The 20335-nt window shown below is 38.6% G+C and carries 19 protein-coding genes; 18 read left to right on the top strand and 1 reads right to left on the bottom strand.

Features of this window, described 5'->3' with window-relative positions:
* The first annotated feature begins 7 nt into the window (after positions 1–7).
* Positions 8–931, top strand: a complete 924-nt coding sequence (locus I6G50_RS05255; protein ID WP_197908158.1) for a DHH family phosphoesterase — start codon at positions 8–10, stop codon at positions 929–931.
* Positions 932–964: 33 nt separating this feature from the next.
* On the opposite strand, the gene I6G50_RS05250 is transcribed toward I6G50_RS05255, so the two are convergent.
* Positions 965–1930 carry an asparaginase gene (locus I6G50_RS05250; protein ID WP_081166313.1) on the bottom strand — a complete coding sequence of 322 codons (966 nt, stop codon included), beginning with the start codon at positions 1928–1930 and terminating at the stop codon, positions 965–967.
* Between the two features lie 265 nt (positions 1931–2195).
* Between I6G50_RS05250 and I6G50_RS05245 the strand changes: the two genes are divergently transcribed.
* The 17 genes from I6G50_RS05245 (at position 2196) to tkt (ending at position 20026) form a co-directional block, all read left to right on the top strand.
* Complete coding sequence (locus I6G50_RS05245; protein WP_197908157.1) at positions 2196–3602, top strand: Cof-type HAD-IIB family hydrolase; 1407 nt, start codon at positions 2196–2198, stop codon at positions 3600–3602.
* 120 nt (positions 3603–3722) lie between these two features.
* Positions 3723–4373, top strand: a complete 651-nt coding sequence (locus tag I6G50_RS05240; RefSeq protein ID WP_003135618.1) for an HAD family hydrolase — start codon at positions 3723–3725, stop codon at positions 4371–4373.
* Positions 4374–4406: 33 nt separating this feature from the next.
* Positions 4407–6374, top strand: coding sequence for a DHH family phosphoesterase (locus I6G50_RS05235; RefSeq protein ID WP_003135616.1), 1968 nt, complete (start codon positions 4407–4409; stop codon positions 6372–6374).
* Positions 6371–6823: a 50S ribosomal protein L9 gene (gene rplI / locus I6G50_RS05230; protein ID WP_003135614.1), complete on the top strand. Its 453-nt coding sequence runs from the start codon at positions 6371–6373 to the stop codon at positions 6821–6823. The genes I6G50_RS05235 and rplI overlap by 4 nt, the downstream gene beginning before the upstream one ends.
* 2 nt (positions 6824–6825) lie before the next feature.
* Positions 6826–8202: a replicative DNA helicase gene (dnaB, locus tag I6G50_RS05225; protein WP_003135612.1), complete on the top strand. Its 1377-nt coding sequence runs from the start codon at positions 6826–6828 to the stop codon at positions 8200–8202.
* A gap of 108 nt (positions 8203–8310) precedes the next feature.
* Entirely contained in the window at positions 8311–8574 is a 264-nt protein-coding gene (locus I6G50_RS05220) for a Veg family protein (RefSeq protein ID WP_003134126.1), read from the top strand.
* Positions 8575–8682: 108 nt separating this feature from the next.
* Entirely contained in the window at positions 8683–9456 is a 774-nt protein-coding gene (locus I6G50_RS05215) for a phosphotransferase family protein (protein ID WP_003135610.1), read from the top strand.
* A gap of 60 nt (positions 9457–9516) precedes the next feature.
* On the top strand, positions 9517–10170 hold the full coding sequence (trmB, locus tag I6G50_RS05210; protein ID WP_081166321.1) for a tRNA (guanosine(46)-N7)-methyltransferase TrmB: 654 nt from the start codon (positions 9517–9519) through the stop codon (positions 10168–10170).
* Between the two features lie 3 nt (positions 10171–10173).
* Positions 10174–10623 carry a transcriptional regulator NrdR gene (gene nrdR / locus I6G50_RS05205; protein WP_042753160.1) on the top strand — a complete coding sequence of 150 codons (450 nt, stop codon included), beginning with the start codon at positions 10174–10176 and terminating at the stop codon, positions 10621–10623.
* A gap of 33 nt (positions 10624–10656) precedes the next feature.
* Positions 10657–11820, top strand: a complete 1164-nt coding sequence (locus tag I6G50_RS05200) for a DnaD domain protein (RefSeq protein ID WP_197908156.1) — start codon at positions 10657–10659, stop codon at positions 11818–11820.
* 2 nt (positions 11821–11822) lie between these two features.
* Positions 11823–12710: a primosomal protein DnaI gene (dnaI, locus tag I6G50_RS05195; protein WP_197908155.1), complete on the top strand. Its 888-nt coding sequence runs from the start codon at positions 11823–11825 to the stop codon at positions 12708–12710.
* Positions 12703–13419 (top strand): NADPH-dependent oxidoreductase, encoded by a 717-nt coding sequence (locus I6G50_RS05190; RefSeq protein WP_197908154.1) that lies wholly within the window; start codon positions 12703–12705, stop codon positions 13417–13419. The genes dnaI and I6G50_RS05190 overlap by 8 nt, the downstream gene beginning before the upstream one ends.
* A complete protein-coding gene (locus tag I6G50_RS05185) occupies positions 13416–14036 on the top strand; it encodes a pentapeptide repeat-containing protein (protein ID WP_081166333.1) in 621 nt (206 codons plus the stop codon). The genes I6G50_RS05190 and I6G50_RS05185 overlap by 4 nt, the downstream gene beginning before the upstream one ends.
* Positions 14037–14248: 212 nt before the next feature.
* On the top strand, positions 14249–16186 hold the full coding sequence (locus I6G50_RS05180; RefSeq protein WP_197908153.1) for a BglG family transcription antiterminator: 1938 nt from the start codon (positions 14249–14251) through the stop codon (positions 16184–16186).
* A 1-nt stretch (position 16187) separates the two neighbouring features.
* The gene (locus I6G50_RS05175) at positions 16188–16487 is read left to right on the top strand and encodes a PTS sugar transporter subunit IIB (RefSeq protein WP_042753159.1); all 300 of its coding nucleotides are present in this window, start codon (positions 16188–16190) and stop codon (positions 16485–16487) included.
* Positions 16488–16537: 50 nt separating this feature from the next.
* The gene (locus I6G50_RS05170; RefSeq protein ID WP_197908152.1) at positions 16538–17905 is read left to right on the top strand and encodes a PTS ascorbate transporter subunit IIC; all 1368 of its coding nucleotides are present in this window, start codon (positions 16538–16540) and stop codon (positions 17903–17905) included.
* A gap of 129 nt (positions 17906–18034) precedes the next feature.
* Complete coding sequence (gene tkt, locus I6G50_RS05165; RefSeq protein WP_197909385.1) at positions 18035–20026, top strand: transketolase; 1992 nt, start codon at positions 18035–18037, stop codon at positions 20024–20026.
* Positions 20027–20335: the final 309 nt, after the last annotated feature.

The raw sequence follows: 20335 nt of genomic DNA, 5'->3' as shown, positions 1-20335 counted from the left end.
AAAGAAGATGAAAGAAATTATTACAAAAATCAAAGAATACGATACGATTCTTATTCACCGTCATAAAAATCCAGATCCCGATGCACTCGGTTCACAATGCGGACTTCGTGCCATTTTAAGAGAGAATTTTCCAGAGAAGAAAATCTATGCGGTCGGCTATGATGAGCCGACTCTGACATATTTAGCAGAAATGGATCAGGTAGAGCTTGATTCTGGAACATCTTATCTCAGCATTATCTGTGATACAGCCAATACTCCCCGCATTGATGATGACCGCTGGCAAAAAGCAGATTATGTCATCAAAATAGACCATCATCCAAATGAAGATGCCTATGGGGACTTGCTTTTAGTGGAACCTGAACGCAGCTCGGCCTCCGAAATCATTACTGACTTAGCTTTGACAGAAGGGTTAGCTCTGAATACTGAAGCAGCACGTCTTCTTTACGGCGGAATTGTTGGGGATACGGGTCGCTTCCTTTATCCTGCTACATCAGCGCAAACCCTGTATCTCGCGAGTAAGCTGGCTGAATTTGACTTTGATAGACCAGCACTGGGACGGGAAATGACTTCCTTTGATATGAAGGTGGCACGTTTACAAGGCTATGTTTATGAAAACTTAGAAATTTCCGAAAATGGTGCAGGCCGTGTGATTTTGAGCAGAGAAGTATTGGATAAATTTAACTTGCGTGATGCTGAAACTTCAAGCATTGTGGGTACACCAGGTAGTATCCGGGACGTAAAATCATGGGCTATCTTTGTGGAACAAGCTGATGGACACTATCGTGTACGTATGCGTTCGAAAACAGTTCCCATTAATGAGATTGCCAAAAGACATGATGGGGGCGGACATGCTTTAGCCTCAGGGGCAAATTCATATTCTTTAGAAGAAAACGAACAAATTTGGCAAGAGTTACAAGATAATCTAAATTAAAAAACTGATGGATAGAGTATCCATCAGTTTTTTTTAATTTTCAACAAAGTTCTTAAGTTTATCACCCGTTAAACCACCATTCAAGCCAATGAGCAGTTTAATCCGCGCTTTTTGTGAATTTACCTCAGGCGCAAACATAACACCTGCATCTGCTAACCTAGAGCCACCCCCTTCATAAGCATAGACGGGTTCGGCAATACCATTGAAGCAGCGTGACACGAGAACAACAGGGATATTAAGCTCCACAATTTTCATCAATTTTTGAGAAGCAGTTGGAGGGAGATTTCCTGCACCTAGGGCTTCAATAACGAGACCATCAAGACTACTTAGATCAAAAAGGTCAAAGACTTCCCCCGTCATACCTGCATAGGCTTTGACGATAGGTACTTTTCCTTCAACTGAAGAAACATCAAGGTGCTGATTTTCACCATCCGTATGGAAATAAAAAAGCTTATGCTTTGTAGCTAAGCCGACAGGCCCATGGGTTGGTGTCTGAAAAGTTGAAACATTCGTTGTATGAGTCTTAGTAACGTAACGTGCAGAATGAATCTCGTCATTCATAACGACGAGGACTCCACGATTACGAGAGGCATCATCTGCAGCGACACGAAGAGCACTCAGGAAGTTATAAATGCCGTCCGTGCCTAATTCATTGCTTGATCGCATTGCGCCAGTAAGGACTATCGGCATGCCACGAGGAATCGTTGAATCCAAGAAGAAAGCTGTTTCTTCAAGAGTATCTGTACCATGGGTGATAACAACACCATCAAATTCTTCATGATCAAAAGCTTTATTAATCCGGGTTTTAATCAACAGCATTTCTTTTGGTGTAATATGCGGACTTGGGAGATTAAAAATATCTTCCGTAATTACATGAATCGAGTCAAGGTGCATATCCACAGAATTCATGGGATTAACTGCGTTAGGAGCAACATGTCCATCGGCATCCTCAGCCATGGATATAGTTCCACCAGTATGCAACACTAAAATCTTTTTCATTACTCATAATTCCTTTCGAACTTCCATAAATTAAATTTATTATAGCATATTCTATAAAGTGTGCACCTCCACAAAAATAAAAATAACTGCTTTTTTTACTGCAAAAATTAGTGGAATTTCTCAAAGATTTGCCTTGAAAACAGGTAGTATTCATGGAATTTCAGAGGAAAAACCTGTATAATTAATAAGATAGAAAGTCTGAAAAGCAAAAGAAAAAACAGACCAAAAGCAAATTTAACACGTAGAATTTATATAAGGCAAGATAATGGACATAAAAGCAGTATTTTTTGATTTAGATGGCACACTTTTTACAGGTACAAGATCTGTTGCTCCAAGTACAAGGGTGGCGATTGATGAATTAAAACGTAAAGATATATTAGTAGGGATTGCCACAGGGCGAGGCCCTGCTTTTGCGTTACCTTTGATGGAAGAGCTCCATTTAGACTTTGCTGTAACTTACAATGGTCAATATATATTCACGCCGAAAGCAGTTTTGCATGCCGAAGAAATCGATAAGAGAACCTTGCGTAAAATCGTACGCTTTGCTAAAGATAATCACCGTGATATTTCATTGGGAGCCGCACATGGGGTTAACGGCTCAAAACTTTTAAAGTTTGGTGAGACGCGCGTGGCAGGTATCATTTCGGGGATACTGCCTTCTGGTACCTCAGGCATTGCTAGAAATAGTTTCAAGCATATAGTACGTCGGGTAATGCCTCAATCTAACTTTTTAAGTATTTTACGTGAGCCAATTTACCAAGTAATGATGGTGGCTACCGAATCGGAAACAGAAATGTTGGAAAATGAATTTCCTAATTTAATGATTACGCGTAGTAACCCTTATTCAGTAGATATGATTCCTTGTAATTCAGGAAAATTACGTGGTATAAAAATGATTGGCGAACAGTATGGCTTTGATGAGCAGCAAGTTATGGCATTTGGAGATTCTGAAAATGATTTGGAAATGCTGACACATGTGGAGTATGGTATTGCTATGGGTAATGCCTCAGACCATGTCAAAGAAAAGGCTATTCATGTCACAACAAGCAATAATCATGACGGAATAGCGAAAGCTCTAGCACATTATGGTTTGATAGATTTTTCTACAACCAATAACTTTATTTCACGGGACCAAAACTTTAATAAAGTCAAAGAATTCCATAAGATGATGGATGGGCGGAGTCAAGAAATTCCTCGCGCATTTCCGCCGATGGAAGCTGGCTATCGGGCTGGGTTCAAAGTAGAAGAGATTGTAGAATTCCTCTATGCCTCAGCGAATGGTGACATAGATAAGTTTGATGAATTAACACAAAATATGCATGCAGATATCGATAAGGCTGTAAGTAAGGTTAAACGTAAAGCTAAGGAAGAAGCACCCTTGATTGGAGAAGTGGATGCGTTGATTGACCTGCTTTATTTTACTTATGGTAGCTTGGTGCTTGCCGGTGTAGATCCTTATGATATCTTTAATTTCGTCCATGCTGCAAATATGGGCAAAATTTTCCCAGATGGTCAACCGCACTTTGATCCCGAAACACACAAGGTTTTGAAACCCGAGGATTGGGAGGAAAAATATGCCCCCGAAGGAAAAATTGAACGTGAGTTAGAAAGACAGAAAAGAATCGCCTTGCGGAAAGCACGTTTGCGTGAAGAAGATAATAAGAGAAAATAAAAATATTAAATCGCTGCACGGCGGTTTTTGTCTATTCTATGTTTGGGCCCCAAACTCCAAATAAAAAATATGTTATAATGGAGCAGATATAAGCAGATGATTAGGGAGTTTTAGGTAAAAATGAATAAGTTTAAAGCGGTGATTTTTGACATGGACGGTGTCCTCGTTGACACAGAACAATTCTATGCTCAAAGACGCGAAGAATTCTTTAGCAGTCACAAAATTTCAATCAGCCATATGAATCATTCAGATTTCATTGGAGGAAATATGCGAGAAATCTGGCCGCAGATTTTAGGGGTGGACTTTGATCAAGAAGAAGCTGCAATTTTACATGCTGCTTATCTGGATTCAAAAAATAAAAATCCTCTACCTTACAAAGACTTACTTTTCCCTGATGTTAAAGACGTTTTGGATGCTTTGCAAAATGACCATTTTAAAATTGGTCTTGCTTCAAGCTCTTCCATGCAGGATATTAATGAAATGATCAGTACACATGGTTTACGCTCTTATTTCCAGTCAATTCTTTCAGGAAACGATTTGAAGGCAACTAAGCCGGATCCAGAAATTTATCAATTAAGTATGAAAGCTCTCGATGTTAAGCCTGAGGAAACTTTAATTATTGAAGATTCGGAAAAGGGTATCACCGCGGGTAAAGCTGCAGGGGCAACGGTATGGGCGATCAAAGACACACGCTTTGGGATGAATCAATCAGCTGCCGATGCGTGGTTTCCTAATTTGACAACAATTAAAGAAGCGCTGGAAAATAACTAAGTAGACTTATATAAAATCATGAAGGAGTAGAAAATGAAAATTGTACAGAGGTTTTCACCAGTAACAATTGTGCTAGCTATGGCTATCGTGCAAGCATTGGAAAGTTTCTTGCTTATCTTTTCAGGTTCACGATTGGTGGCAGTGTTCTACCTTTTTCTTATGAATGTCATTATCACAACGGTTATTTTGATACAAGCACGAAATTACCGTTTAAGAAGAGTAGAATTCATCAGAAAAATTAATGATGAAGCAGAAAACTCCCTTAATGCAACACTGGACAATATGCCCATTGGGGTTATCCGTTATAATAAAGACACCTATGAACCAGAGTGGTTTAATCCGTTTATTGACTTGATTTATCATGGTGATGATCGTGTTCTCGATAAAGATGAAGTAAAAGAAATTATTCAAAAGTATCATGATGAAAGAAATCAATTTTTTACAATTGAGAAGAAGAAATATTTTATTACTCTTGATGAGGAAAAAAACCTTCTTTATCTCGCAGATGCTACATCCGAGGCAAATAGTCGTGAAAGTCTTCAAGAAAGCCGTGCCGTAATTGGCAGTATTTCTGTTGACAACTATGACGATGTTACTGATTTGATTACGGATAGCGAACGCACTAAAGTAAATAGCTTGATTGCGAGTAACTTAGAGAGCTTTGCTATTAAATATGGCGTTTATTTACGCCGTGTATCAAGTAGCCGTTATTATTTTTTCTGTGACTATCGTATTTTAAACAGAATGATCGAAGATAAGTTTTCTTTATTGAAAGACTTTCGTAAGAATTCCGCTGAGAGTAAGATACCGCTAACTTTATCTGTAGGTGTTTCTTATGGATGGAATGATTTTCCTAGTATTGGGAAAACTTCCCTTAATAATTTGGAGCTTGCCTTAGTTCGTGGGGGTGACCAGGCTGTTCTGAGAGAAAATACTCCCCAAGCTAAAACCGTTTATTTTGGAGGTAACTCCCAAAGTCGCACTCAAAAATCAAGAACACGCGCACGGGCCATCTCGACAGCACTCCAAACGATTATCAGTGAAAGCGAAGATGTCTTTATCGTAGGGCACCGCTTCCCAGATATGGATGCTCTTGGGGCAGCCATCGCGATGAAAAACTTTGTCAATATGTCTGGCAAAGAAGCTTATGTGGTATATGACCCAGAGCAACTTATGCCTGAAGTAAGTCGTGCAATTGATTTAGTAAATGAAACAGAAGAAGGATATGCGCATATCATTAAGCTTGATACGGCCTTTGATATGAAAACTCCTAATTCTTTATTGATTATGGTTGACCATTCGAAGACAAGTCAAACTTTAAATCTTGATTTTTACAAATCATTTACTAAACTGGTAGTTATTGACCATCACCGACGTGACGATGACTTCCCTGAACATGCTCTACTTTCATATATTGAATCTAGTGCAAGCTCAGCTAGTGAATTAGCTGTTGAATTATTGCAGTTCCATGAATATAACGCTAAAATGACCGTGACTGATGCCAGCATCGCCCTCGCAGGAATTGAGTTAGACACAAAACACTTTACGAAAGCGACGACATCACGTACCTTTGAAGTGGCAGCTTATCTACGCTCCCAAGGTGCCGACAACAACTTGATTAAAGGAATTTTAGCGACAGAGTTTGAGAAATACAAAAAAATTAATGAAATTATTCTCAATTCAGAGTTTGTCGCTCCAGGTGTTGTTGTAGCTTTAGGTAAACCAGAACATAAATACGATAATGTTGCTACAGCTAAAGCAGCAGATACCTTATTGGATATGGCAGGAGTTCAGGTTGCTTTTGCGATTACAAACCATCAAAATGGTTATGTATCGATTTCTGCCCGATCATTTAAAGATTATAACGTTCAGACTATCATGGAAGCTATGGGCGGCGGCGGACATTTTAATGCAGCCGCAACTCAAATATATGAACGAAATATTAGCGAAGTCAAAGAAGACCTAATAACAGTAATTAAGGAAAGAGAGAACGAACAATGAAAGTAGTATTTTTATCAGATGTAAAAGGACAAGGAAAAAAAGGCGAAATCAAAGAAGTACCGACAGGCTATGCAAATAATTTTCTTCTTAAAAAAAATCTAGCTAAAGTTGCAACAAGTGCAGCTGTGGCAGAACTTCAAGGAAAGACTAAAGCGAAAGAAAAGGAAGAAGCCGAAGAACTTGCTGCAGCAAAAGAGTTGAAAAAATTCCTTGAAAAAGATGATGTCATGGTTGAAATCAAGATGAAGGTTGGGACTACAGGTCATACATTTGGTGCTGTGGACAAAGCAGACATCGCTAAAGCACTTCAAGGACAGTTGGATGTCAAAGTTGATAAACGTAAGATTCAATTGATCAATAAAATTCAAGCTCTTGGAATTAAAGATGTTCCAATCAAATTGCATCGTGATGTAACTGCTATAGTGAAAGTCAAAGTAAGCGAGAGATAAAAATGCCTGATATTGATATTATCAAAGCACCACCACAAGATTTAGCCGCCGAACAAGCTGTTTTGGGGGCTATTTTCCTCGATAGTGAACGCTTGATTGAAGTAAAAGAATTCCTCTCAACGGATGACTTTTATAAAAATGCGCATAAGATTATTTTTCGCGCAATGGAACATTTGTCAGACAATCGTGAAGCTATAGATGTTTTGACCGTGCGCTCACTCCTTGAAAATCAAAATGATTTGGAAACCATCGGGGGTATTGCTTACATCGCTGAGCTGGCAACGGCTACACCGACGGCAGCTAATGCCTCTTATTATGCAAAGATTGTCGCTGAGAAGTCTTTATTACGCCAGCTGATTAATAAATTAACACAGAGTGTTGAAAAGGCTTATAGCCAAGAAGATCCAGCTGAGGACGTGCTCGCCGAAGCAGAGAAAGCCTTGATTGATGTCCAGCAAGGACGGAATACATCAAGTTTTCGTCGCATTTCAGAAGTTTTGTCAATGAATCTGGATGACTTGGAAGAGCGGGCGAAGCAAAAGTCAACGATTACTGGTATTGCTACAGGCTATCCAGCCTTAGATGCAATGACAACAGGTCTGCACGAAGAAGAGCTAATTATTCTTGCGGCGCGTCCCGCCGTTGGTAAAACAGCCTTTGCCCTTAATATTGCACAGAATATTGGAACGAAGCAAGATAAAACAGTCGCTATTTTCTCTTTGGAAATGGGTGCTGAAAGTTTGGTTAACCGGATGCTTGCGGCCGAAGGTACGATTGAATCGCATAACTTACGTACCGGTCAGCTTAATGATGAAGAATGGAACCAGTATTTTATTGCTATGGGAACACTCTCGAAGGCGAGTATCTATATTGATGACACACCTGGTATTAAAATCACTGAGATCCGTGCACGATCACGTAAACTCGCCCAAGAAACCGGAAACTTAGGATTGATTGTCATTGACTACTTGCAGCTCATTTCTGGTACTGGACGTGAAAATCGTCAACAAGAGGTCTCTGAAATTTCTCGTCAGTTAAAGATTTTGGCAAAGGAACTCAAAGTTCCTGTTATTGCCTTAAGTCAGCTTTCACGTGGGGTCGAACAACGCCAGGATAAACGTCCTGTACTATCTGATATACGTGAATCTGGATCTATTGAACAAGATGCTGATATTGTTGCTTTCCTCTACCGTGATGATTATTATGATCGTGCGGGCGCAGACGATGAGGATGATGGGTTTAATGAAGTTCCAGAAATTGACAATAAAGTCGAAGTTATTATCGAAAAAAACCGTTCAGGAAGTCGTGGTACTGTGGAATTACTCTTCCTGAAAGAGTATAATAAATTTGCTAGTATCGATAACCGATATGCAGACTAGCATTTCTAGTGCTATTCATGTTATAATGGATAAGATTTAAAATTTAAAATGGTAAGCTAGGCGGAAAACGCCTGTCTTTGCATTTCTAGAGAAAAATTGGAGAGTAAAATGGATAACCAAAATCAAAGCCAAGAAGTAGGAAAAATCGTAGATATTAGAAAACAAGTTGAAGAACATGTTGGCCAAACCATTGAAATTACATCACAATTTGGACGTAAACGTGAAAACCGTCATAAAGTCAACCTGATTGAAACTTATGCTACTCACTTTGTGATTGAGAACATCCCGGCTCGTGGGCCAAAAACAACAGAGTCTTATCAATATGCTGATATCCTGACTCAAACTATTTTGATTCACTACCCAAATAAATAATTAAAATCCCGCGGCGATTCTATTCTTGAGAGAGTGAATTTCTTGCTTCAGGATTCCAACCTCACTCAACAATAATTTGTTTTGTAAAATCCAAAGAAAGGAGAAAATATGACATCTTCAAGCCTCTCAATGATACCTGTCAAAGGTGGTTCAGGCAATGCTTATGTCGGCGAAAGTGATAATAAGCGTGTTTTTATTAAAAAAAATTGTAGCCCTTTTTTGACGAGTGTCTATCTTGAAGGTATTACGCCACAAGTCCTGTGGACAAAGCGTACAGCAGAAGGTGACATGTTAGCTGCACAACCTTGGATTAATGGTCATACATTGAAACCTGATGAAATGAATGATCATCGAATCGGACAAATTTTGCGACATCTACACCAAAGTGAAAAACTCATTGAGGCGTGTAGAAAGTTAGGAAATGAGGTTATGCTTCCAGCAGATCTCTTGGATCAGGTACTGAGTAAAAGTTCAATCTTTGAGACAAATGGTTTTTTAGCAAATGTAGTTGTTGAGCTATCAGAAAATCTTCCTGAGTTAGAAGCAAAGGATATTACAGTTGTCCATGGAGATGTGAACCATAAAAACTGGCTGGTTGATGATGAGAGTGATAAGGTCTATCTCGTAGATTGGGATACAGTGCTTTTGAGCAGTTCACTGGTTGACATTGCGCATGTTCTGACCCACTACATAGAACCAGAAAATTGGGAAGAATGGTTGAAACATTCAGGATATGGCTCTTTCCCGAATATGGAAAAAGATCTGATATGGTATGGAAAACTCTCTTTTCTACGCCAAATATCAGAATATATGGCAAGGGATCAACTCAAGGAAACGGAGCAAGAAATAGCACGTTTTCAGAATTTTTGTCGTTTGTTTTAAAAAATTAGATAATGAAATAGGAGGCTTGCCTTCTTATTTTTTCAATAAATAGGAGAAAAAATGCGCGTAAGAAACCGTAAAGGCGCTGCTGAACACTTAGAAAATAACGCACATGTTGTTGTGGAAAACCCCGCAGACTTTAAAGGCCGTTGGGCGGAACGCTTTGGGAATGACCATCCCATTCATATTGAAGTTGGTTGTGGTAAAGGTGGTTTTATTACCGGGATGGCTGCTCAAAACCCTGATATAAACTATATTGCTATTGATATGCAACTGTCTGTTTTATCCCATGCCCTAGATAAAGCTCTAGAAGCGGAATTACCTAATGTACAGATGATGCTGGTTGATGGAGCAGCATTAACAGAATATTTTGAAGATGCAGAAGTATCAAGAGTTTATCTGAATTTTAGTGATCCATGGCCAAAAACACGCCATGAGAAACGCCGTTTGACTTACAAGTCGTTCTTAGAAACTTATGAACAAATCTTGCCAAAAGAAGGAGAAATTCATTTCAAAACCGACAATCGTGGACTTTTTGAATATTCCTTAGCAAGTATGAGTCAATATGGTATGATTTTAGAAAAAGTATGGTTGGACTTGCATGCAGATGAAGAATTTGCCAAAGTCAATGTAATGACAGAATATGAAGCAAAATTTTCAAGTAAAGGGCAAGTAATTTACCGTTTAGAAGCAAAATTTCCAAAGAGAGGTTAAGCCATGAGATGTCCAAAATGTCAATCTGAATCATCGAGAGTAGTTGATTCACGTCAAGCAGACAACATGATCCGTCGTCGCCGTGAATGTGAAAGCTGTGGCAATCGCTTCACAACTTTTGAACGTATTGAAGAAATGCCACTTTTGGTCATTAAACGTGACGATACTCGCGAAATATTTAACAGAGATAAAATTATTACAGGTGTTGTACGTAGTGCACGTAAACGTCCCGTGAGTAGTGAAGCCATCGAGAAGCTGGTTGATCGGGTGGAACAAAGAGTACGTAAATTAGAAAAAAATGAAGTACATACAGAAGTGATTGGCGAGTTCGTTATGGAAGAATTAATGGATTTGGATGACATCACTTATGTACGTTTTGCTAGTGTTTATCGCTCATTTAAAGATGTAAGTGAATTAGAAGATTTACTTAAAAATATTACCAAAAAAGATTAAGAAAGCTTTAGTTTAAGAGAAAAAGGATTAAATATGAGACCAGGCGATTCATTTAGTATTCTAAATCGAGGAAAAATCAGCTTTGATGCCGATACTTTTTCGCTACTTTACTTGCCAATTATTGGGCGAGATGCTTTTGGACTTTATCAACTCTTGCGCGTTTTTTCAACGGGCAAGATTTCTCATTTTTTGGAGTACCTTGATTTTGGTCTTAATCCCTTCATTGATGCCTTAGATAAACTTTCAGGTATAGGACTGGTTCGGGTTTTTGACAAACAACCTGGCTATCTTTTAGAAGTCAAGAGTCCCTTGAATTTTGAAGAATTTTTGGCGGATGACTTCTATAAACAATTATTAATTTCTCGTATTGGAGAAAATAAAGTCAATGCTCTGGCTACTAAAAATGAACCAGATGCTTTAGAAGTTACTAAAAAATTTCATGAAGTCTATTCGGTGAAGTTTGAACCTACCTATACCGTCGCACAAACGGAAAGGTTTGATCTGAGTTCCTTTAAAAGCATTATGGAAAATCAACATTTGACTTTTGCCAATGAAACTCAAGATATTCTTGTGCTCTATAGTTTAGCTGAAAAATTTGATTTGAACTGGTATGAACTTTTTAAAGCAGCAGAACGAACGGCTAATGCAGATAAAACTTTGAATACAGCCAATCTTACGAGAATGTTAGCTGGTAAGTCAGAACCTTTGCCAGCACTGTCTGAATTTCCTCAAGGCTTCCAAGATTTGATTGTTATTAGTAAAGAAGTTAGCCCTAGAGATTTCCTAACCAAACTTAAGCAGCAGGCTGGCGGATATGCTTCACAAGAAGAAATAAAAATCCTTAATAATCTAAGCAAGCAAAATATTGTGGATGAAGTTCAAAATATTTTGATACACTATGTCTTGATTCAGCAAGAAAATTCTAGTCTTAATGCGCGTTTTGTAAATACTCTGGCTAACGACTGGCTTCGACACAAGGTTTATAATGCAGAAGCTGCAGTAAAACGTATCTTAGCGCGTCAACAGCAGGCAAAAGAAAAACAAACCTCTAATAAGACACATAAAAGTCAAGGAAAACTGGTGAAAAAAGCACCTGAATGGTCAAATGCAAGTTATGTCAATACGACCAGTGCAGAAGAAATTGCAAAGTTTGAGCAATATAAAGCTTCACGTCGTAAGAACAAGAAGGAGAAGTGAACATGGAATCAATCGGAGAACTTTTAAGTAAGCGCCCAGATGTGCGCGGAAACTTTGATAAACTTGTGGCTGAAGTGATGAAAAATGAGCAAGTTCAGGCTTTTATTTCAGAAAATCAAATGACTGAAGATGAAATTCAACGCAGTTATTCCAAATTTTATGAGTTTGTTAAGGAACGTAAAAAATTCGAAGAACACGAGAAGATGGCAGCAGAAGGTTATGAGCCAGTTTTAACCATGAATCACGGTTATGCAGATGTAGCCTATCAGACAACGGCAGAGCTTGCGGCTCGTCAAGAAGCAAGCAGCCAGTTACGTCGTGTCAAAATTATTGGTCTCCCTAAAGAAATGAAGCATATTGATTTTTATGGAGATGTCTTCACTGATAATCAAAATCAATTTGATCTGTTTCGCAAGGTTGAGAACTTTATTGATAATTTTCCTCAAGAAAAGGGACTTTATATCTATGGGGATTTTGGTGTCGGAAAATCCTTTATTATGGCTGCTATGGCTAATGAGCTTTCTTCTAAAAAAGGCGCCTCAACGACATTATTGCACTATCCAACTTTTATTTCGGATTTAGATTTTGACAATGCCAAATATTGGGTTAATGAAATCAAAAAAGTTGAAGTCTTAGTTTTAGATGATATTGGTGCTGAGATGAATAATGCTTGGGTACGAGACAGTATCCTTCAAGTTATTTTACAGCACCGTATGCAGGAAAATCTACCAACATTTTTCACATCAAATTTAAATATGGCTGAGCTTGAATTGCATTTGGCTGAGACAAAAAAGACAGATGAAATATGGCCAGCCAAGCGTGTTATGGAACGCGTAAAATATTTAGCCTCTGAGGTTCATCTAGAAGGAGTGAATCGTCGTCATGAATGAAACAATCAATTTGATGATGCAACACAGTTCAGTTCGTAACTTTACGGATGAAAAAATTCCAGAAGAAGTTTTAAAAACAATTATTGATGCTGGCCGTGCGGCGCCTAACTGGAAAAACTTCCAATCTTATTCGATTATTGTTGTACAATCCCAAGAGCAAAAAGATGCCATTTTTGCACATCAACCACAGAAAGCAATTAAAAATTGCGCAGCATTCTTAGTTTTTGTAGGGGATTTAAACCGAGCTCAAACGGCAGTACAAATGAATGGTGGAGCTTTTCAACCCGAGGGTGTAGAATCACTTCTAATTACATCTGTGGATGCTGCAGTAGCAGGGCAAAATGCCTTACTTGCAGCACAGTCATTGGGCTATGGTGGAGTAATGGTTGGTTTGATTCGTGACCAATCTGCTGAACTGTCCAAAATCTTGGAGCTGCCGGATTATACGTATCCCATTTTTGCTATTGCTTTAGGTAAAGCAGCACGTGTAAATCCTGTGAAACCTAGATTACCCCACGATGCTGTGGTTTTCCCAGAAAAATATATCCATCAAGATGAAGAAGTGATTCGTCAGTATGATAAGCTTCAGGATGATTATGCAGGTGCTCGTCGTTTGAATTCGACTTGGTCAAGTCGTATGGCTGACCAGTGGGGGAAACCAGAAATTAGCTCCTCTACGGAAAACTTGAAGGAGAAAAAACTTCTATGAAGAAAATTTTAGCTCCCAAGTTATTAGCAGAACTGGATAGTGTAGAATTTGCTGATTTAGAAGACAATGAAGCTTATCAAGTAGAGCTTAAAAATCAGGAGATTTTGATAGAAAACCGCCAATTATTTAGTGGTTGTCGTTTGCAAAACATTAGTTTTGAGCTTTCCGTAACAGCAGATTTAGAATTTACGGATTGTGTTTTTGAAAAGTGTGATTTTTCTAATCTTGCTTTTTCCAAATTTGGTTTTTATCGTTGTCTTTTTAAAGACTGTAAATTATTAGGAACTGAATTTACAAATTCTTTCTTACAAGATGTACAGTTCCAGAATAGTCTTCTCAACTATGTGAACTTTTCAAGTGCACGGTTGAAAAGTGTGTGTTTCTCAGATAATATGATGAAAGAAAGTCTTTTTATTGCTTGTCAGTTTAAACAGGTCAAATTTGAAGGAAATGATTTAGAACAGACGAATTTTTGGGAAACCTCACTTTCAGGTATTGACTTTTCAACAAATCAGTTTGAAAGACTCGATGTAAGTCCAGAGCTGGCCAAAAATATCAAAGTCAATTTGAGTCAGGCTTCTTTTTTTGCTGCTTTGCATGGGATTGATATTGTTTAAGTCTTTAATTTTCGAGACTTTTTCTTTCTCAATCCGTTGGAGTATATCAACTAAATACAAAATCGCTTTTTCATTAAAGCGATTTTTAAAATAGGCAAAATTAAATTTTTAAGGAACAGTCCAATCTTTAAAGAAAACGTTTTCTTGTTTTGGACTTAAGTTGTGATTTTACCTAAAAAAATTACGCTATAATTTAAATGTGAGGAAAAAAGATGCTTAGTTATAACTTAGATATCCTACTATTTTCAGAAAGACGTTTCTGGAAACTTGAAAAAGTCCTTGAACTTACGGGCCTTCACGCGCAAGAATTTCAAAGACAACTTGTTGAGCTCAATAAGACATTGCAAGAGCGAAACCAAAGACCCTTAGAATTTAAAGATGAGGTATTAGCCCTTCCCGAGAAAATAGAAAACTTTGAAGAAATTCGGTTTAAATTGCAAGAAAATGCACTTACACTGAGTGAATCTAAAAGACAATGTCTCATTTTTCTGCTCAGCTTTTCCCAACTCTCTTCATTATCTATTAGTGATTTCCAACTTCTTCTTAATGTCAGTCGAAATACTATTTTATCCGACATTAAAAAATTGCGAAACCGCCTAGCGAAAACAAATCTTAGCTTGGAATACTCACGTAAAGCAGGCTTCTGTTTATTAGGTGATGAACAAGAATTACGTCGCACAGCTTGGAACTTTTTGCAAGTACTGAAAGATGAGGAAGATTATTATGTTCTCTCCAAATATCTGAATAATAAAAATCAGTTGTTTATTTATGAGATAGGACAAAAAACGAGTCTTTTTATGGAAGAGCTTAGCGTTCAGGTGGTGCATAGCCGTTATATTCCCATGCTGATTTATCTTGCCCTACTTCAAGCACGTCTTGGGAGCCAAGACCTGTTTCAGCAAAATTTGAAAGAAATTGAAGCTCTCATAATGGCTATGAGTGACGGCAATTTTGAAAAAAAAGGTTTTGATTTCCTTTACCGTATCGGTTTTGAAATCATGGAAAATGTTATGAAATTAACAGCAGTAGAGTTCGAAGATTTTACAAAGACTTTTTCTGCTTTGCGGGCGCATCTTGTTCCAGCATATTTTCGTCTAAAGTATCATTACGAGATTGATAATGTCCTTTTAACCAAAATCAAAACAGAATATGCCTCACTATTTGAATTAATGGATTTGGCCTTAATGCCTCTTCGTGAAGCCTGTGGTGAAATTTCGGAAGGAGAACGTGCCTACTTTGTAATTCTTTTTGGAGGAGAAATTTATAAGAAAAAATATACACAAAACATACGAGCTATTGTTTTATGTGTGAATGGGATTAGCTCCAGTTTGATTATGCGTAAACGGTTGGAAAATATGTTTCCGAGTATGACCTTTCTTCTGAGCTCAGCTGCTTCAGACCTAGACAAAATTCCTGCAAGTTCTTATGACATTATTTTTTCAACTGTTCCTGTTCTAACGGAAAAGAAACTCTATGTGATGTCTGCATTTCCAGATATTGAAGAAGAAACAAAGCTTTATAATCAAATTTCACAAGATTTTGATTTGCCAGGTTTTTATAAACCCAATGCTCAAGCCATCCTACGTGCTATAGAGCCCTATGTTGACATTAAAAGCAATGCCACTAAAAAGCAACTGACGCGCATCATAGATCGCAAACTTAATAATAAAAAAACAGAAAGTGAGGCATTAGGAGTAATGCTTTCAGATTTATTAACTAAAGAAAAAATACAATTTACAGAACAAAAGCTGGATTGGAAATCGGCAATCGAGCTTGCTGCTCAGCCTTTACTCACTCAGGGTGAAATTGAGGAATCCTATATTTCCGCGATTATTAACCGTGTAGATGAGTTTGGCCCTTATATTGATCTTGGTATGGGGATTGCGCTGCCTCATGCTCGTCCAGAAGATGGTGTAAATAAGCTAGGAATGTCCTTCTTAAGATGTGACCAGCCTGTTTATTTACAAGATGATCCAAAGCATGAAATTAAAGTATTTATTGTGTTAGCAGCAATCGATAATGAAACACATCTCAAAGCATTATCAACCCTGACACAGATTTTATCAAATAAAGAAGAATTAAATAAAATGCTCACGGCAGAGACGGTAGCAGAACTTGAACAAATATTTTCAGAAAAAGAAGGAGAATAATATGAAAATCGCATGTGTATGTCAATCAGGATTAGGAACAAGCTTCATGGTACAAATGAATCTACAAGCACTTTTACAAGAGATGGGCTTGGACATCAATGAATTTGAATTGGATCATATGGATGTAGGTTCAGCTACTCCTGACTCAGCCGACTATTTCTTTGTAGAAGCCACTTTGACGACAGCATTACCAAATCTTCCGGAAGAAAAAATTGTTCCTCTCTCTTCAATTATTGACCGTGAGGCAGCGCGTGAAGCTCTGGTGAAGGTGTTGGATGAAAGAGGAATTGCGCACAGCTGATCCAAATTTGAAAAATAATTTGAAAAAATAAACTTAGGAGAACAAACAAAATGAATGGAGTTTTAAACTTTATTGTCTCTGTCGCGACAACACCCGCTCTTTTGGTCGGATTGATTGCGATGCTCGGTCTTATTTTACAAAAGAAACCAGCTACAGCTGTTATTCAAGGTTCTGTCAAAACCTTTGCTGGATTCTTAGTTTTAGTTGGAGGAGCCGGAATCTTAGTAGGAGCTCTTGCACCCTTTGCCGATATGTTCCAACATGCCTTCCATGTGAAAGGGATTGTTCCAACAAATGAAGGCGTCGTTGCTCTAGCTCTTGTTGAGTATGGCACACCAACAGCATTGATTATGCTTGTCGGGATGATTGTGAATATCTTACTGGCACGTTTCACAAGATTTAAATATATTTTCTTGACTGGCCAAGCAATGCTGTATGTTTCTTGTATGGCAGCAGTTATTCTTGTTTCTGCAGGTATGGGGGAAAGCTGGCAGACAATCCTTCTTGGAGGAATTTTTGAAGGGACACTCTTAACAGTTACACCAGCACTGTGCCAACCTTTCATGCGAAAGATTACAGGAACAGACAACGTAGCTATGGGCCATACCGGGAACATGGGCTATGCTCTTGCGGGTTGGTTAGGAAAAACGTTTGGAGATTCTGATCCAGAAAAATCAACCGAAAAACTTAATATTCCTAAATCACTAGGTTTCTTACGTGATTCAACTGTTTCGATTTCATTATTGATGGCGGTTGTCTATATTCTTTTGGCTATTGCTGCAGGTCCTGCTTATGTAGAAGCAGAACTGTCTGGAGGGACAAACTTTGTTATCTTTTCATTGGTTCAAGCTGGAACTTTTGCTGCCGGTTTCGTCGTCGTCCTGCAAGGGGTACGTATGATTTTGGCAGAAATCGTTCCTGCATTCCAAGGGATCGCACAAAAATTAGTACCTAACTCTAAACCCGCCTTAGATGTTCCAATCGTCTTTCCCTATGCACCAAATGCGGTATTGATTGGTTTCTTCGTTTCATTTATCACAGGCTGCTTGTCAATGGTTGTCATGCTCGCTATGGGGATAACAGTTATCATTCCAGGGGTTGTAGGACATTTCTTCTGCGGAGCAGCTGCAGCTATCTTTGGTAATGCTAATGGTGGACGTCGTGGTGCCGTAATCGGCTCTTTCGCAAACGGCCTCCTCTTGTCTTGGTTGCCACTTTTCATTATTCCATCACTCGGAGCTTTCGGTGCAGATGCATCAGCAACCTTTGCGGATACGGATTATCTGATTCCAGGTATTGTTATCGGTCGTGTTGGGGAAATGGGATCCGGGGCAATTACTGCACTTATCCTTGGTTTCTTGGCTATCGTCTTAATACTGAGTGCAGTCTTGAATGCACGCGACAAATCAAAAGCCTAACCTAATGTAAACGTTTACAAAAATCAGCTTTCGTTCAGGAAAACTGATTTTTTAGTAAAGTGAAAATAAAAAACGTTTTCAATTATGTTATAATATAATGTATTATTAAAAGATTAAATGGAGATAAATATGTTTGACTACACTGATCAATTGGCTGTAAATTCAATCCGTACATTGTCAATGGATGCAATCCAAAAAGCAAACTCTGGCCACCCAGGTTTACCAATGGGTGCAGCACCGATGGCTTACGTACTTTGGAGCAAATTCTTGAACGTGAACCCACAAACAGGACGTAAGTGGTCTAACCGTGACCGTTTTGTACTGTCTGCAGGTCATGGTTCAGCAATGCTCTATAGCCTTTTACACTTGGCAGGTTACAAAGTATCAATCGAAGATTTGACAAACTTCCGTCAATGGGAATCAAAAACTCCAGGACATCCAGAAGTGAACTGGACAGATGGTGTAGAAGCAACTACAGGTCCTTTGGGGCAAGGTATTGCTAATGCTGTAGGTATGGCAATGGCTGAAGCTCATTTGGCAGCTACATATAATAAACCAGGATTTGAAATCGTTGACCATTATACATATGCCCTTAACGGTGATGGTGACCTTATGGAAGGTGTCTCACAAGAAGCAGCTTCTTTGGCAGGTAAATTGAAACTTGGAAAACTTGTTCTTTTCTATGACTCAAATAATATCTCTCTTGATGGTGACTTGGATAAGTCATTTATTGACGATATTAAAATGCGTTTTGAAAGCTATGGTTGGCAACACCTTTTGGTTAAAGATGGCAATGATATGACTGAAATCGCAGCAGCGATTGAACATGCAAAAGCTGAAACAGACAAACCAACAATTATCGAAGTGAAAACTGTAATCGGTTATGGCTCTGAAAAACAAGGAACATCTGCTGTTCATGGCGCTCCTCTTGGTGCTGAAGGTATTGCATTCACTAAAAAGGCTTACGGCTGGGATTATCCTGAATTCACTGTACCTGAAGAAGTAACAGAACGTTTCCGTCAAACGCTTAATACGCGTGGTGAAGCTATGGAAAAAATCTGGAACGATACTTTCGAAGCTTATTCTGAAAAATATCCAGAACTTGCCGAACAATATGTTAAAGCTTTTGAAAATGAAACACCTGAGTTAGATTTAACAAAACACGAATTAGGCTCAAGCAAAGCATCACGTGTCACATCACAAGAAGCTATCCAAGAACTTTCAGCACAAATGCCAAACCTTTGGGGTGGCTCAGCTGACTTATCAGCTTCAAACAACACAATGGCTAAAAATGATACAGACTTTATGCCAGATAACTATGCAGGCCGTAACATCTGGTTTGGTGTCCGTGAGTTTGCTATGGGAGCAATCATGAATGGTATCGCTCTTCATGGTGGTTCACGTGTATATGGTGGGACTTTCTTTGTCTTCAGTAACTACATGTTGCCAGCAGTACGTATGGCCGCTTTGCAAGAATTGCCAGTAACATACGTATGGACCCATGATTCTATCGCTGTTGGTGAAGATGGTCCGACACATGAGCCTGTAGAACAATTAGCAGCAGTACGTTCTATGCCAAACTTGGACACTATCCGACCAGCAGACGGAAATGAAGTGATTGCTGCATGGCGTCGTGCAGCTTCAAGCAAAGATCGTCCAACAGCACTTGTCTTAACACGCCAAAACTTACCTGTACTTGAAGGCACAGCGCAATTAGCAGAAGAAGGTTTAAACCGCGGCGCTTACATCCTCTCTAAAGAAGAAGGTGAGTTAGAAGGCATTATCATCGCTACAGGTTCAGAAGTTGCACTTGCTATGGAAGCTAAGAAAGAACTTGGCAAGGGTATTCGTGTTGTCTCTATGCCATCAATGAATATCTTCGATGAGCAATCGGCTGAATATAAAGAAGAAATTCTTCCTAAAAATGTTTGCTGCCGCTTAGCTGTGGAAGCAGGAACAAGTTTTGGTTGGGCTAAATATATTGGCTTGGCAGGAGCTACTGTAACAGTAGACACATGGGGAGCTTCAGCTCCAGCAAGTGTTGTCTTATCTGAGTATGGCTTCACAGTTGAAAATGTTGTGAAAACATATAAAGAAATGAAAAACTCTTGCTCTAAATAAAGATAAATACTGAATCTACTCATCAAAAGTAAAATTATGTTATAATGAATTTATGCGATGAGTCGATTATCTACTTAGGTAGATTATTGAAGCACAGGAGTTCTGGAACATTGAGTTGTTCGTGCAGGAAGCATGAGAACTTGTCAGCGTGTGTGAACCTCTCTGACACAACGCAAGTTGCCTGAAAAGGCCTCCTCTTTGGGGAGGTCTTTTACTTTGAAAAAAGATAAGAAAGCTCTTGTTTCCTTCTGAATTAGTGATATAATATACTCGTATGAAGCTACTTATTATAATTTAGGAGAAACTATT

Source organism: Lactococcus garvieae (genome assembly GCF_016027715.1).
In the GTDB taxonomy this organism is placed as follows: Bacteria; Bacillota; Bacilli; order Lactobacillales; family Streptococcaceae; genus Lactococcus; species Lactococcus garvieae_A.
The sequence above is the reverse complement of the archived record's forward strand: the minus strand, read 5'-3'. Positions and strand labels throughout refer to the sequence as shown.